The sequence below is a fragment of the Nocardiopsis trehalosi NBRC 14201 genome (assembly GCF_001552555.1).
GTDB classification, from domain to species: Bacteria; Actinomycetota; Actinomycetes; order Streptosporangiales; family Streptosporangiaceae; genus Nocardiopsis_B; species Nocardiopsis_B trehalosi.
In genome coordinates this window covers 1-12,958 of sequence record NZ_BCRK01000008.1, presented here as the reverse complement: position 1 = coordinate 12,958, position 12,958 = coordinate 1, and the positions used below count along the sequence as shown (strand labels likewise).

Annotated in this window: 13 protein-coding genes; 7 read left to right on the top strand and 6 right to left on the bottom strand. The window is 74.8% G+C overall.

Annotated features, from left to right (window positions below; genetic code table 11):
* The first annotated feature begins 35 nt into the window (after positions 1-35).
* Positions 36-263 (top strand): hypothetical protein, encoded by a 228-nt coding sequence (locus tag NT8_RS02645; protein WP_157515465.1) that lies wholly within the window; start codon positions 36-38, stop codon positions 261-263.
* 53 nt (positions 264-316) lie between these two features.
* Here the strand turns inward: NT8_RS02645 and NT8_RS02640 are convergent, their stop codons facing one another.
* Positions 317-1,861 carry a long-chain-fatty-acid--CoA ligase gene (locus NT8_RS02640; RefSeq protein WP_067963847.1) on the bottom strand — a complete coding sequence of 515 codons (1,545 nt, stop codon included), beginning with the start codon at positions 1,859-1,861 and terminating at the stop codon, positions 317-319.
* Between the two features lie 84 nt (positions 1,862-1,945).
* Positions 1,946-2,350, bottom strand: a complete 405-nt coding sequence (locus NT8_RS02635) for a DUF6406 domain-containing protein (protein ID WP_067963845.1) — start codon at positions 2,348-2,350, stop codon at positions 1,946-1,948.
* 355 nt (positions 2,351-2,705) lie between these two features.
* Between NT8_RS02635 and NT8_RS02630 the strand changes: the two genes are divergently transcribed.
* The 4 genes from NT8_RS02630 to NT8_RS28300 all read left to right on the top strand — a co-directional run bounded on the left by NT8_RS02630 (position 2,706) and on the right by NT8_RS28300 (position 7,769).
* Positions 2,706-3,269 (top strand): hypothetical protein, encoded by a 564-nt coding sequence (locus NT8_RS02630; RefSeq protein ID WP_067963843.1) that lies wholly within the window; start codon positions 2,706-2,708, stop codon positions 3,267-3,269.
* 170 nt (positions 3,270-3,439) lie between these two features.
* Positions 3,440-5,938 (top strand): leucine--tRNA ligase, encoded by a 2,499-nt coding sequence (gene leuS / locus NT8_RS02625; RefSeq protein WP_067963840.1) that lies wholly within the window; start codon positions 3,440-3,442, stop codon positions 5,936-5,938.
* Between the two features lie 5 nt (positions 5,939-5,943).
* Complete coding sequence (locus NT8_RS02620; RefSeq protein WP_157515463.1) at positions 5,944-6,591, top strand: hypothetical protein; 648 nt, start codon at positions 5,944-5,946, stop codon at positions 6,589-6,591.
* Between the two features lie 551 nt (positions 6,592-7,142).
* Positions 7,143-7,769 carry a hypothetical protein gene (locus NT8_RS28300; protein ID WP_084468591.1) on the top strand — a complete coding sequence of 209 codons (627 nt, stop codon included), beginning with the start codon at positions 7,143-7,145 and terminating at the stop codon, positions 7,767-7,769.
* 118 nt (positions 7,770-7,887) lie between these two features.
* On the opposite strand, the gene NT8_RS02610 is transcribed toward NT8_RS28300, so the two are convergent.
* Positions 7,888-8,313: a Rid family hydrolase gene (locus tag NT8_RS02610; protein ID WP_067963834.1), complete on the bottom strand. Its 426-nt coding sequence runs from the start codon at positions 8,311-8,313 to the stop codon at positions 7,888-7,890.
* Between the two features lie 151 nt (positions 8,314-8,464).
* On the opposite strand from NT8_RS02610, the gene NT8_RS02605 reads away from it, so the two are divergent.
* On the top strand, positions 8,465-8,953 hold the full coding sequence (locus tag NT8_RS02605; RefSeq protein WP_067963832.1) for a MarR family winged helix-turn-helix transcriptional regulator: 489 nt from the start codon (positions 8,465-8,467) through the stop codon (positions 8,951-8,953).
* 156 nt (positions 8,954-9,109) lie between these two features.
* Here the strand turns inward: NT8_RS02605 and NT8_RS02600 are convergent, their stop codons facing one another.
* Together NT8_RS02600 and lexA are read right to left on the bottom strand one after the other, a co-directional pair.
* The gene (locus NT8_RS02600) at positions 9,110-10,183 is read right to left on the bottom strand and encodes an alpha/beta hydrolase family protein (protein WP_067963830.1); all 1,074 of its coding nucleotides are present in this window, start codon (positions 10,181-10,183) and stop codon (positions 9,110-9,112) included.
* 285 nt (positions 10,184-10,468) lie between these two features.
* Entirely contained in the window at positions 10,469-11,236 is a 768-nt protein-coding gene (gene lexA / locus NT8_RS02595; protein ID WP_067963829.1) for a transcriptional repressor LexA, read from the bottom strand.
* Between the two features lie 280 nt (positions 11,237-11,516).
* On the opposite strand from lexA, the gene NT8_RS28295 reads away from it, so the two are divergent.
* A complete protein-coding gene (locus tag NT8_RS28295; protein ID WP_157515462.1) occupies positions 11,517-12,056 on the top strand; it encodes a LysM peptidoglycan-binding domain-containing protein in 540 nt (179 codons plus the stop codon).
* 138 nt (positions 12,057-12,194) lie between these two features.
* Here the strand turns inward: NT8_RS28295 and NT8_RS02585 are convergent, their stop codons facing one another.
* Positions 12,195-12,788 (bottom strand): SMI1/KNR4 family protein, encoded by a 594-nt coding sequence (locus NT8_RS02585; protein ID WP_084468589.1) that lies wholly within the window; start codon positions 12,786-12,788, stop codon positions 12,195-12,197.
* Positions 12,789-12,958 lie beyond the last annotated feature (170 nt).

Below are 12,958 nucleotides of genomic sequence, written 5' to 3'. Positions count from 1 at the left end.
GAGGCGGCGGTGGACCGCCGCTCGGGAGGGGGCCCGTGGACGCCGGACCGGGGGAGCACCCCATCGAGCCCGAGGCGCCGTGGCAGCGGAGCCCCACCGGGGTGCCCATCCGCTGCAACGTCTGCATGGACCTGCGCCACTTCGCCGACCGGCACGCCGACCACCTCGACGAGTACAGCCCCGGGCCGCACTGCCGGACCTGCGGCAAGCGCATCGAGTTCCGCTGCACGGCCTGCGACGCGCCCTGGCGGCCCCTGTCGTGACCGCCCCGGCGCGGGGCGGGGCGGCGGGCGGTGGTGGGCCGCCCGCCCGGGGGTCAGCGGAGTTCGCGCTTGAGGATCTTGCCGGTGGCGGTCATCGGCAGGGTGTCGCGGAACTCGACAAGGCGGGGGTACTTGTAGCCGGCGAGGCGCTCCTTGGCCCACGCCACCAGCTCGTCCTCGGTGAGCCCGGCGCCCTCCTCGCGGATGACGTACGCCTTGATCTCCTCGCCGTGGGTGTCGTGGGGGACGCCGACGACCGCGGCCAGGCTCACGCCGGGGTGCGTCATCAGCACCTCCTCCAGCTCCCGCGGGTACACGTTGTAGCCGCCGCGGATGATCATGTCCTTGGAGCGGTCCACGATGAAGTAGAACCCCTCCTCGTCGCGGCGGGCGATGTCGCCGGTGCGGAACCAGCCGTCGCGCATCACCTGCGCGTTGACGTCGGGCCGGCCGTGGTAGCCCTTCATCACGCAGTGGCCGCGCACCGCGATCTCGCCGGGGCCCTCGCCCTCGACGTCCTCGAACATCTCGTCGACGAGCTTCATCTCGACGCCCCAGATCGGCCGGCCGATCGACCCCGGCTTCGACTTCACCTTGGGGTTGTTGAACGACACCACCGGCGAGGTCTCGGAGAGCCCGTACCCCTCCAGGATGTCGACCCCGAACCGCTCCTTGACCTTGCGGAGCAGCTCGGCGGGCAGCGCGGCGCCGCCGGAGACCGCGGTCGACAGGTTGGCGGTGATGCGCTCCATGTCGTGCTCGCCCTTGGCGCCGAGCAGCCCCCAGTACATGGTGGGGACGCCCGCGAAGATGGTGACGCCCTCCTTCTCCATGAGGGCCAGCGCCTCGTCGCCGTCGAAGCGGGCCTGGAGCACGAGGGTGCCGTGCCGGTACAGGCCGCAGTTCATCATCGTGGTCTGGCCGAAGATGTGGAACAGCGGGAGGACGGTCAGGAACACGTCGCGCTCGGCGCCGTGGTCGAACAGCGCGTCGGAGGCCACCGCGTTGAACAGCAGGTTGGCGTGGGTCAGCTCCGCGCCCTTGGGGCTGCCCGTGGTGCCGCTGGTGTAGATCAGCACGGCGGTGTCGCCGGCCTCGGTGCGCACGGTCTCGAACGTGCCCGGCGGCCCGTCGAGCGCCGCCCAGAACGTCTCGGCGCCCTCGATGGCCGACTCGGTGGCGCCCGGTACGGCGGGCAGGTCGATGTACGTCTCGCACCCGTCGACCTGGCCGAACGCGGCGAACGCCCGCTCGCCCAGCGGCAGCTCGGGGGTACCGGTGAACGCGAACAGCGCCTTGGCGCCGGAGTCCTCCAGGTGGTAGGCGATCTCCCGGGGGGTGAGCAGCACGTTCAGCGGCACCACCACGGCGCCGGCCTTCAGCGCCCCGAAGTACACGAACGGGAAGTAGGGCACGTTCGGGCTGGCGAGCGCGACCTTGTCGCCCGGCCGCACGCCGCGCGCCACCAGCAGGTTGGCGACCTGGTTGGCGATCATGTCGGTGAGCGCGTAGGAGAGCCGCAGGTCACCGAAGACGATGCAGTCCCGGTCCGGAGTGGTCCTGGCCCCGTCCTCCAGCAGTACTGACAGGTTGAGCATCGCGCCTCCCGCGTGGTGAGAGTGGTCCGGGTCACTGTTCTACCGCACGGTAACAACCGGGGGTGCGCTCGGGGGAGCTATTCGTCAACCGCGCGTGAGGGTGACGCCGCCGGGCTGGCCGCCGTCCGCGCCGATGCCGATCTCCGACACCCGCCACGCGGTGCCGCCCACATCGACGGTGTCGCCCAGGCGCAGGGTGTGCTCGCGCGCCTCGCCCCCGGCGCCGACGTCGAGCACCGCCGCCGGGTCGTCGCCGTCCTCGAACCCGGTGAGCACCACCGGCACCGGGTCGCCCGACCCGGTCGCGACGTCCTGCGGCACGTCCTCGGTCAGCCGCAGCGGCCCCTCCGCCGCCGGGGCGGGGGACGGGGCGCCGCCGCCGTCCTCCGCGCCGGTGTCCCCGCCGCCGCACCCGGCCGCCAGCAGCAGGGCGAGCGCCAGGCCCGCCGCCCGGCGCCGGTACCGCCCCGCACCCTCGAACGTCGCCATCGTGACCGGAACCCCTCTCCGCAGCGGATGTGTCGGCGGCGCGCGGCCCCCGGCCGCCCGCACCCCCGACATCCTGCCACCGCCGCCGACCCCCGCTCCCCGCCGCCGCGCCGCCCGCCCCCGGCGGCCCGCCCGGGTGCCGCGCCCCGCCGGAGCGGGGGCCGGCCGCGCGGCGCCGCCGCGACGGCCGGCGCCGGGGTCCGGAACGGGCGCCTCCCCGGGGCGTCCGGGCGGGAGGTATCGGCACGTCCGGGCGGGTCCGCGCGGCGCGCGGGCCCCGGTCCGCCGGGGCCGGCGGAGTGTCCGCGCCTATCGGGGGCAGCACATAGGGGAGCGCGAGACAAGGAGAGCGACCATGCCCTCGTGGATACTGGCCGGAGCCGTCCTCATCATCGCCTGCGGGGTGTTCGTCATCTGGCGCCTGGTCCAGTTGACCAAGCAGCCGCGCACCTACTTCCGCGGCGGCAACGCCGACCCCCAGCGCCACCACATCGAGACCGACCGGCCCGGCCCCCTGGCGCCGGAGACCGTCAAGGAGCCCACCCGGCGCAACATCTTCGAGACGACCGTCGACGAGCAGGCCGCCCTGCTCATCCAGGGCGAGCGCCACGAGAAGACCCCCATCACCACCAACCTCGACCGCGAGGTGCGCCGCGCCGTCGAGGAGGAGGTCCGCGGCGAGCCGCTGGCGGAGGGCAACGAGGTGGAGGTCCGCACCCCCACCCCGCCCGACGACTTCCCGCCCGACGTCAAGGGCGGCGTCGCCGGCGGGCCGGAGCACCACCGCAAGGCCGCCGAACAGCACCGCCAGGCCGCGGAGCAGTACGAGAAGGCGGCCGAGAGCGAAATGCCCGTCTCCCGGGACGAGAGCAGGCGCCCCGCCGACGAGAACGCCGACGGCTCGCCGCGGCGCGGCTGACCCCCTCCGGGAACGTCGAGGGACCGGCGGCGGCCGCGCTAACCTTGGAGCCAGACTCTCGGCCGGCCGAACCGCCCGAGCGCGCCGCCCGCCACCGCGGGGCCGGGCGGCGCCCGGGCCACCCGGCCGCCCCGTGCCCCAGTGCGAACCCGGTAGAGGACGACCCAGCGATGACAGCGGTAGACGGCGACCAGGCGGCGAACGACACCTACGACGCCCGCGCCCTCCAGGACAAGTGGCAGAAGCGGTGGGCCGAGGAGAACCCCTTCGCCGCCAGCGAGGACCCGGCCGACGGCCGCCCCCGCCGCTACGTGGTCGACATGTTCGCCTACCCCTCGGGCGACCTCCACATGGGCCACGCCGAGGTGTACGCGATCGGCGACGTCATCGCCCGGTACCGGATGCAGCTCGGCGAGAACGTCCTGCACCCGATCGGGTGGGACTCCTTCGGCCTGCCCGCCGAGAACGCCGCCATCCGCAACGACAGCCACCCGGCCGCCTGGACCTACGCCAACATCGAGACCCAGGCCGAGTCGTTCCGCCGCTACGGCATCTCCGTCGACTGGTCGCGCCGCCTGCACACCAGCGACCCCGAGTACTACCGGTGGAACCAGTGGCTGTTCCTCCGCTTCTTCGAGCGGGGGCTGGCCTACCGCAAGGACGGCCTGGTCAACTGGTGCCCCAAGGACCAGACCGTGCTCGCCAACGAGCAGGTCGTCCAGGGCCGCTGCGAGCGGTGCGGCACCGAGGTCGTGCGGCGCACCCTCAACCAGTGGTACTTCAAGATCACCGACTACGCCGACCGCCTGCTCGCCGACATGGACCAGCTCGAAGGCGGCAACTGGCCGGACGAGATCCTGACCATGCAGCGCAACTGGATCGGCCGCTCCACCGGTGCCGACGTCCGGTTCGCGATCGAGGGCCGCGACGAGCCCGTCACCGTCTTCACCACCCGCCCCGACACCCTCTACGGGGCCACGTTCTTCGTCGTCGCCGCCGACGCCCCGCTCGCCGAGGAGCTGTGCGCCCCCGAGCAGCGCGCCGCGTTCGAGGCCTACCGCTCCGAGGTCGCCAAGCTCAGCGACATCGAGCGGCAGTCCACCGAGCGCCCCAAGACCGGCGTGTTCCTCGGCCGGTACGCGGTCAACCCCGTCAACGGCGAGCGCATCCCGGTGTGGGCCGCCGACTACGTCCTGGCCGACTACGGCCACGGCGCCATCATGGCGGTCCCCGCCCACGACCAGCGCGACCTCGACTTCGCCCGGAAGTTCGACCTGCCCGTGCGGGCGGTCGTCGACACCGGCGAGCCCGACCCGGCCGCCACCGGTACCGCCACCACGGGCGAGGGCGTCCTCGTCAACTCCGGCCCGCTCGACGGCCTCACCAAGAGCGAGGCCATCCCGCGGATCATCGAGATCCTCCAGGAGCGCGGCACCGGCAGCGGCACCGTCAACTACCGGCTGCGCGACTGGCTGCTGTCGCGCCAGCGGTTCTGGGGCACGCCCATCCCGATCGTGCACTGCCCCGCCTGCGGCGAGGTCCCCGTGCCCGACGACCAGCTCCCCGTGCGGCTCCCCGACGACCTCAAGGGCGCCGACCTCGCCCCCAAGGGCGTCTCGCCGCTGGCCGCGGCCACCGACTGGGTCAACGTCGACTGCCCCGCGTGCGGCGGCGCCGCGACGCGCGACACCGACACCATGGACACCTTCGTCGACTCCTCGTGGTACTTCCTGCGGTACTGCTCGCCGCACGACGACACCGCGCCGTTCGACGTCGAGCAGGTCCGCAGGTGGGGGCCCGTCGACCAGTACATCGGCGGCAAGGAGCACGCCACCCTGCACCTGATGTACGCGCGGTTCTTCACCAAGGTGCTGCACGACATGGGCATGGTCGACTTCACCGAGCCCTTCACCCGGCTGCTCAACCAGGGCCAGGTCATCAACCAGGGCAAGGCGATGTCGAAGTCCCTCGGCAACGGGGTCGACCTCGGCGCCGAGATCGACCGCTACGGGGTCGACGCCGTCCGGCTGACCATGATCTTCGCCGGTCCGCCCGAGGACGACATCGACTGGGCCGACGTCTCGCCCGCCGCGTCGCTGCGCTTCCTCAACCGCGCCTACCGCGTCATGGCCGAGGCCGGGGCCGCGTCGGCGCCCGGCACCGACCCCGCCGCGGGCGACCCCGAGCTGCGCCGGACCACCCACCAGACCATCGACAAGGTGACCGCCGCCGTCGAGGCGCACCGGTTCAACGTCGCCGTCGCCCGCGTCATGGAGCTGGTCTCGGCCACCCGCCGGGCCATCGACTCCGGGCCGGGCGCCGCCGACCCCGCCGTGCGCGAGGCCGCCGAGACCATCGCGGTCAGCCTGTCGCTGGTCGCCCCCTACCTCGCCGAGGAGGGCTGGGAGCGGCTCGGCCACACCGGGTCGGTCGCCCTCGGCAACTGGCGCACGGCCGACCCCGCGCTGCTCGTCCAGGAGTCCGTCACCTGCGTGGTGCAGGTCGCCAGCAAGGTCCGCGACAAGCTGGAGGTCTCCCCGGACATCACAGAGGACGAGCTGCGCGAACGCGCGCTCGCCTCCGAGAAGGTGCGCGGGTTCACCGAGGGGCGGACCATCCGCAAGGTCGTCGTCCGCGCGCCCAAGCTCGTCAACATCGTGGTGGGCTGAGCGCCGTGGCCACTCGGGTGCGGAGCACGTGGGGTGCCGCCGTCGCCACCCCGGGACGGCGGTGGCTGCTCGCCGCCGGCGGGGTCGTGCTGATCTCCGCCGCGGCGGTCACCGCCGGCCTCGTCCTGGGGGCGGACGCCCCGGCCGTGCGGGCCGGCGCCGACGACGCCTACACCGCCGCGCCCGGGTGCGGCGACGTCCCCGCCGACGCGGTCGAGGCCGCGGTGCCCGGCGCGCGGCTCGACGCCGCCGAGCACGGCCCCCTGCACGGGGGCGACGGCGCCACCTGCGTGTGGACCTCCGTCGGCGTCGACGGCGAACCGCCGCGCTCGCTGCACGTCGACCTCACCGCCCACTACACCGACCGCTCCGGCGAGGTCAGCGGGGCGCGGTCGGCGGCCGCCGAGCTGGAGCGGCTGGGGCCCGTCGCCGAACTCGAAGGCGCCGCCCCGGTGGCGCCGCTGGGCGAGGACGCGCTGGCCTGGCCCAGCACCTCCACCGGCACCGCCGCCGAGGTCGCGTTCCGCCGCGACAACCTGGTCGTGCGGGTCTACTACGGCGGCGACGACGGCACCGACGGAACGGCGCTGCCCTATGGCGCCGCCCGCGACGGGGCGGTGGCCGTCGCCGAGCGGGTGGCCGAGGAGCTGTGAGGGCGCGCCCGCGCCGGTGCCCCCGGCGGGCGGGCCGACCCTAGTACCGTAAGGCGTCCGCCGATGGCGAAGCGCGCGATGAGGAGGCCACCATGACCCAGCCGCCTTCCGGCCGGCCCGAGGACGGGCCGCCCGGACCGCCCGGCGGGTCACCGTCCGGACCGCCCCCCGCCGAGGGGGCCGCGGCCGGCCCCGGCCGCCCCGGCGCGCCGGACCACGGCGGTGCCGACGGCGCCCCCGCCCCCTGGTTCCCGCCGCCCGGCGACGACCCGCGGCCGGACGCACCCGGAGCGTCGGACCCGGCCGGCCAGGGCGGACCGCCCGCACCGGCGAACGGGGGACCGCACCCCGGCCCGGCCGTCCCGCAGGGCGCGCCCGCGCCCGCCGGGGCGTGGCAGCCGGGGCCGGTACCGCCGGGCGCCGGCGCGCCCGCGGCCCCGCCGCCGGCCGGCGGGCCCCGCCCGCCCTTCGGCCCGCCGCCGGGTCCGCCCGGACCGCCGCCCGGGCAGCCCGGACCCTACGGCCACGCCGCCGCCCCCGAACCCGAGCCGGTGCGCTCCGCGCCCCGGCAGAGCCGGGGGTGCGCGGTCGCCGCCATCTCCGTTCTCGCGGCCGCCGCCCTGCTCATGGTGGTCGGCGGCGTGTGGGCGATCGTCTCGCTCACCGTGGGCGCCGGGGCCTACGAGGCCGCCCCCGGCTGCGAGGTCGGCGAGACCGAGGCGCTCGACGCCCGGGTCCCCGAGCGCCGCACCGAGATCGAGCAGCCCGTCGAAGGGCTCGACCCCACCTGGCGCGACGGCCACGAGTGCCGCTGGGGGACGGCCGAGGACTCCACCGAGGTCCCCGCCGCCGCCCGGCTGGTGCTCATCCGCAACGGCGACCACGGCGGGACCGACGGCGAGCAGCAGGCGTCCGACGCGCTGGCCGCCGCCTCCCGCGAGCGCGCCCCCGAGCCCATCAACGACCTGGGCGACGAGGCGTACGCGTGGAACGAGAGCAGCCAGGGCTTCGCCTGGGGCTGCGTGGGCGTGCGGCTGTCCAACCTGTACACCCTGACCTGCTACACCGCGTCGATCGACTACCACGTCAGCGGGGCCATCCCCGAGGACGAGTCGCTCGCCGCCGCCGAGGAGATCGCCCGCGCGACCGTCGCCCGCATCGAGGAGGGCGACTACTAGACCAGGGAGCCGCCCCGCCGGACCGGCGGGGCGCAGCGGTTTCCGGGGCGGCCCGGTGCGGTGGGGGAGTGGTCGGGTGGACCGCGGTGGCCGCGGCCCGGCCACCGGGGGCGCCGGCTCAGTCCTCCGAGCCGACGACGGCGGTCACGCGGATCTCCACCCGCATGGCGGCGAGGCCGAGGGCCGTGACGCCGGTCTCGGTCCAGATCGGCTCGCGGCCGCCGAGGCGGCGGCGGAACTGCTCGGCCATGACCGTGTTGTGGTCGTCGCCGATGACGCCGTCCCCCGGCGCGACCTTGTGGTAGGAGTTGACATGGATGACGTCCTTCCAGGTGGCGCCGACCGTGGCCAGGGTGCGCTCGACGTTGTCGAAGGCCTGGACGATCTCGTCCTCCAGCGCGTCGGGGACGACCAGGTCGTCGTCCACCCCGGCCTGGCCGGAGGTCTCGACCCGGTCGCCGACGCGGACGGCCCCGCTGTAGCCGAGGGCCGCGTTCAGTTTCTCGCCGAAGCCCGGGGCGACGCCGAAGGTGACGGTGCTCATGGCGCTTCTTCTCTCTGTCCATAGGGGGGCATATCTCCGCATATGACTTCACGCGTAAAGTGAGAATAGTGAGCGATGACTTCAAGCGCAAAGTGATGGCCGTCTCCGTCGAAAGGCGGGGCGGGAGAACGCACGAGGAACGGGAGGGCCCATGGGCGGTACGGGCGGACACGCGGACGACGCGGAGCCGCGCTGGCTCGACGAGCGGGAGAAGGCGGCGTGGACGGGGCTGATCTCCCTCATCCTGCTGCTGCCCGGCAGGCTGGAGTCGCCGCTGCGGCAGGAGCACGGCCTCACGCTGTTCGAGTACCTGGTGCTCAGCCACCTCTCCGAGGCCCCGCGGCGCAGGCTGCGCATGGGCGAGCTCGCCTTCCTCGCCAGCGGGTCGCTGTCCCGGCTGTCCAACGTCGTCAAGCGGTGTGAGCAGCGGGGCTGGGTCGTCCGGATGCCCGACCCGGACGACGGCCGCTACACGCTCGCCGAACTCACCGACGCCGGCTTCGACGTCGTGCACCTGGCGGCGCCCACCCACCTGCGCTCGGTGCGCGGCACCGTCCTCGACGCGCTCACCGCGACCGACCTGAAGGCCCTGGCCCGCATCGCGGACAAGCTCCGCATCGTCCCCGACGGGCTGGGCTGACGGCCGTTCCGCGCGGCGGGCCGAGGCCGGGGCCGAGGCGGCCCCCGCCGGGCGGGAGCATCGGCCCCGACCCGCCGGGCGCGGCCCTCAGGGGGGCACGGCCGCGTCGCACCACCCACCGGGCGGTGTGCGGAGCCGCCCGGCGGCCCCGGGCCCTCAGCGGTCGAGAGCGGCGGGGAGGAAGTCGGCGAGGGCCTCGGCGGTACCGGGCGCGAACGGGCGGTCGGCGTCCAGCACCGCCGCCCCGGGGGCGTCGTCCTGCACCCGGAACACGTGGTCGGCGTCCGGCACGTCGACCCGTTCGGCGTCGGGCAGGCCGGTCATGAGCCGGTCGACGTCCTCGCGGGCGACCTGGGTGTCGGCCTCGCCCCACAGCACCAGGGTGGCCACGCCCTCCGGCAGCCCCCGCCCCAGCTCCACCGGGTCCAGGGCGTCGATCTCGCGCAGGAACGGCGCCACCGAGGGCGAGAACACGCCGCCCAGCTCGGGGGCGGGGTCGGGATCGAGGTCGCTGCCCGCGCGCACCTCGGAGATGGCGTAGCGGGCGTCCGACAGCAGGTCCTCGGCGCCGGCCGGGTCGAGCGCGCCCGCGCTCTCCTGGAGGCGCACCTGGTCGGTCAGCTGCCGGTCGAGCGTGTCGAGGTAGCGGCCCCCCGGGGGAGCGGCCAGCACCAGGGCGGCCGGCGGATGGTCCCCGGCGACGGCGGGCGCGCGCAGCGCGAACAGGGCGCCCTCGCTGTGGCCCAGCACCAGCAGGCGCTCGGGGTCGACCTCCGGGCGGTCGGCCAGGAACGCGTACGCGTCGGCCATCCCCTGCTCGAACACGTCGTAGCCGACGGGGGTGTCCTCGTCGCGTCCACCCATGCCGGTCTCGCCGCTGCCCAGCTTGTCGTAGCGCAGGGAGGCCACCCCGTTGTCGGCGAGGACGCGGGCGAAGTTCTCGTTGGTGCCGGCGTCGGGCCGCATCGGGTTGTCGCCGTCGCGGTCGGTGGGGCCGCTGCCGGAGATGATCAGGGCCGCCGGGACCGGGCCGTCGGCGCCCCGGGGCACCGCGAGGGTGCCGTGGAGGGTGTCGGGCCCGCTGTCGAAGCCGACCTCCTGCTCCTCGGGCGCCGCGCCGGGCGGCTCGGCCTCGGGGGCGGAGTCCTCGCGCGCCCCGCACCCGGTGGCGGCCAGGAGGAGGGCGGCGGACAGGGCGGCGCGGCGGAGGGAGGGGGACGCGAAGGGCATGCCCCTACGGTACGGGGGCCGGCGGGGGGCCGGAGCGGGGTGGCGGCGGACGGGCGCGGGGTGGTGCTGCCCACATCGGGTACCGGGCGGTAGGGGACCATGGTCCCTGGCGGGGCCGGGCGGTGGCCGCCCCCGGCCGCCGGAGCGGCGCGGCGGCCCGGCGCCCGGGCGCGGTGCGCCGATAACCCTTGCATTCCGAAACGGGCACGCCCCCGTGATCTTCGGCGAAGATCACGGGGGCGTGCCAAACAGATACCGAGTCGTGACGTACCGAGCGGTTAGGGATCAGACACGGCGGAGAACGGCCACGACCTTGCCCAGGATGGTGGCCTGGTCGCCCTTGATGGGCTCGTAGGCGTCGTTGCGCGGCAGCAGCCAGACGTGGTCGCCGTCGCGCTTGAACGTCTTCACGGTGGCCTCGTCGTCGAGCAGGGCCGCGACGATGTCGCCGTTGTTGGCCTCGGGCTGCTGGCGGACGACGACCAGGTCACCATCGGTGATGGCGGCGTCGATCATCGAATCGCCGACGACGTTCAGCATGAACAGCCGGCCCTCGCCGACGAGCTGCTTGGGCAGCGTGAGGACGTCCTCGATGGCCTCCTCGGCGAGGATGGGCCCGCCGGCCGCGATTCGGCCGACGACCGGGACGTCCGTGGCCCGGGAGTCGTCGGCGCGCGGGGTGTCGTCGAGGTGGTCCCAGGACCGCACCGGAGGCTGGCCCGGTATGCGAATTTCGACCGCTCGTGGGCGATTCTGGTCGCGGTGAAGGTACCCCTTGCGTTGCAACACCTTCAATTGGTGCGCGACACTGGAGGGGCTCGACAGCCCCACCGCGTCGCCGATCTCCCGGATGGACGGTGGGTACCCGCGCTGCCGAACGTACCGGTGGATGCAGTTCAGAACGCTCTGCTGGCGCGCCGTGAGCTTCGGTGCGGCACCGTCCGTACCGGGCGCGGGACCCCCGGCCTCCGGCGGCGTCGCGGTGGACCGCAGCGCGGTGACGGATGCTCCGCCCGCGTGAGGTTCCTGCGTTCCGTGGTTCTCCTCCGGCACGGCCGGCCTCCTCGGCGGTCGGTGTTCAGGGCGTTGGGGTGTCGCAGCAGTCGGGAGCGCCCCGCGCCCGCGGGCCGAACCGTACGACCGTCCGACGCGGTATTGGCGGAATCAGCCACCCCGGTGGTGGCTACGCCGATACCGCAGTGAAACATGTCCAACGTTAGTGCCTGCACAGGGCAATATCAAACAAACGTTCGAGCCGGTGATGAAAAAATCGCCGAGATGCGGTAATAGTCGAACGCTAGTTCTAACGAACGGGCGTTCGAAGGTGGGGGTCATGTCAGAACTTTCCATGCCGCGGCCCGGGGGGCCCGTCCTGTTCGACTGGGCGGTCGAGATCCCCGAGTGGCGCGCCGCGTCCCAGGTCCGGGCCGACCGGCCGTACCCGCCCGCGCGCAGGACCGCGCGGGTCCCGGCCGACCTGCCCGAGCTACCCGAGCTGTCCGAGGTCTACGCGGCGGCCGCCCGCGAGACCTGGACCGCCCTCCCCGGCCGCGCGTGGGCGCGGCTCACCCGGCGCGGCCGCGTGGTGCTCGTCTCGGCGGCGTCGGCCACCGCCACCGGGGTGCTCTCCCTGCTGTTCCTCACCGCCGTGGCCGCCGGGGCGTCCGCCTCCGGCGCCCCCACCGGCAACGTCTTCCTCCCCGGCGACCCCGCCACGGTGGTCGTCCGCGACGGCGACACCCTGTGGGGCATCGCCGAGCGGGCCCGCCCCGGGGTCGACCCCCGGCGGACCGTGCACGACATCGTGCGCATCAACGAGTTGTCGGGCCCCGAGCTCGAACCCGGGATGGAGCTGCGGCTCCCCGAGGTCTGATCCACCCCGCCCCCTCCGCGCCGCGCGGCGGAACGCGTCCGCCGCGCACGGCGGCGGCACGGCCCTGAGCGACCCAGGCGGTCCCGGCGGCCTGGTGGTCGGTCCCGGCGGACTCCGGTCGGAGCCGCGGCGGCGGTGTCACGCGCCGCCGCCCAGGTGCACCATGGTCCGGTGGCTGTCGTGGACGAGGGCGGTGAAGTCGGCGAACTCCTGCGAATCGCCGTACTTCGGCTTGAACAGGTACGCCCGCCACTCGCCGTCCGGGCCGACCCGCGCGGGGTCGAGGAGCCAGTAGTCCTCCCCGGCGGCCACCACGAGCGCGCGCATGAACAGCGCGACGTACTCCTCCGCGCCTTCGTCGTCGTCGTCGTCCTCGCCCCGGTACAGCTCGATGAGGAAGGCGCCGTTGCCCTCGTCGCGCATCCACTCCAGGCGCGCGCACGGGTGGATCTCCTCGATCCAGCCGCCGACCCCGGACCAGCCGTCGCTCGCCCGCAGGAAGGCGCGCAGGCTCGGCGGCAGGCGCGTGCCGAGCCGGTCCTCGGCGGCCGCCAGGGCCGCCTCGGTGGCGGGCTCCCCGCCCATCCAGCGGGTCTCCTCCTGCTCGGCCGTGATCACCTGGTACTCGTTGGCCGTGCGGATGTAGGTATCGCCGTACGCGTACAGGTAGGCGCGCCACTCCTCGGGGGTGGCGGGGCGGGTGCCGAGCGGGTCGGGGCCGTCGTCGCTCATCTCGGGTCCTCCTGCGGGAATGGCGGTCCTCGGGGCCGGAACGCCGTCGTGGCAGCAGCCTAGGGCGCCGCACCGACAATCCGGCGGGGGAGCGGCGCCGCGCCGCGCGGGGGCGGCGGAGGACCGCGCGGGGCCGGGCGGGGGCGGCGGCGGGCGGACCCGGGGCCCGC